We start from the raw sequence: 1,714 nt of genomic DNA, 5'->3' as shown, positions 1-1,714 counted from the left end.
TTTCCAACTTACATAATTATAAAAAGTGCTGATGTTAAAAGGTCTTGGATCATATATTTTGAAGGCTTTTTTATCAATTGCAAATGTGCTACTGGCAATTTCACGAACATCATCAGTATACGAAACACCAATCCAAGAATTAGAGAATTTTCCCACTCGTGTACCAAGCCCTAAACTGTATTTGAAAGCGCCATCTTTGGTTCCGTAAGCGGTGTAACCTTCGATTTTGTATTTTCTGGAAAATTGCTCGTTTGTACTTCCTCCAATACCAAATCGAACGCCTTCGTAATTGTTGTAGCTAAATAGTTTGCGTAGATCTAAATCTAAAAAACGAATAGGCAAATACCCATTTATTACTTTTCGTCCAAGGGTTATTCTGCTTTCTAATCGTTTTTTTAAGGCAACGCTATCGAGTAAAACATAGGTCTTTTGGCTCCGAATATCTAAACTGTCTTTTCTGAAATTGTTCCAAAAGCTGTCGGGTTTGTTGATGGCATCGTCCTTGATTTCGATAAAAATGGAAGGTTTTTTTATTTGCAACGGAATGTTATACTTCACATCAAAATTGGCGCTTTGAGAAAGCAAATAAATATAATCCGATGCTTCTCTTTTTCTCCCCATTTCGTTTTCCATATCGCCATCAAACTGAATTGTTCCGCCTAGGATTTTGATATCGTCGTCGTTATTTCCTTTTACAATTTTAAAGGTTTTATCACTTGGAAACCATAATTTTTCCTCAGGAATATAGTTGAATTCGTGCGTTCCACTAATGTCTAGTACACCTTTTATGCGCATTACAGCTTTGGCTACAGCATAATTATTTTGGTCTATATACAAAACCCCTTCGAGTCCAGCAGCTTTGCTTTTTTTCTTGTTTTTAAAATAAATCACATACGTATTTCTACCCTTTATAGTGGTTGTGTCCAATAATTTATAGTTGTAATCCAATGGTGAATCAATAGAAATTGGGCTATTGTAGCGGGTTTCAAAAAGTTCATAATGGTTGTCATATATAGAAAAAGACTGTAAATTGAACCCTATAATTTCATAAATAGGTTGCTTGAAACCTGCCATTTTTGTACCTAAAATAGTTTCTTTTAATTTTGAATTATTAAATTGATATTGCGACACTTTTTCGGTTTGAAATAGATGTTGCTTACTAATGACTTCTTTAAATTTATAATCCGTTGAATCTATTTTTGAGAATTCTCTCCCTATAGATTTTTCGATAAATACGGAATCTATTCGTCCTTGAATCGAATCTGGATTTGCAGTAACGATGAGTTTATTGTAGGATTTAAATTCAAAACTGGATAGTTTTTTTTGTGGGTTATTACTGTTTTTATTTTCGATTGCTTTTTTTATAATTGCCAATGCCCGATTGTTTCTTTCGATAGTAACTTCTCTTAATTCATTGGTTTGAGGCGAAAGAAAAACCGAGTAATAGTTTTTGTCTTTTTCGATATCGACAATACTTTTTTGGAATCCAATGTAGGAAACAGTGAAACTCGTGGTGGTTATTTTTGTGAGAATACTAAATTTTCCGTCAACATCGGTAATGGAGTTTGAACCATCATTTGAGATAATTGTAGCAAAAGGCAACGGTTTATTTGTAGTTATTTCTTTGACAATTCCGGTTAATTGAAACTGCGCTTGAAGCGAAAGCGTAAAAAAGAAAAACACTAAACAAAGTTGCTTCATATAAAGAGTTTAT

General features: G+C 33.1%; 1 protein-coding gene. It reads right to left on the bottom strand.

Annotation, left to right across the window (positions count from 1 at the left end; translation table 11 throughout):
• Window positions 1-1,701: DUF5686 family protein (locus RMO70_RS10155; protein WP_310556327.1), on the bottom strand; the 1,701-nt coding region annotated here is incomplete at its 3' end.
• Window positions 1,702-1,714 lie beyond the last annotated feature (13 nt).

Origin of the sequence: Flavobacterium sp., assembly GCF_031422135.1 — a bacterium.
Lineage (GTDB): Bacteria > Bacteroidota > Bacteroidia > Flavobacteriales > Flavobacteriaceae > Flavobacterium.
This window is presented reverse-complemented; position numbering and strand designations above follow the sequence as displayed.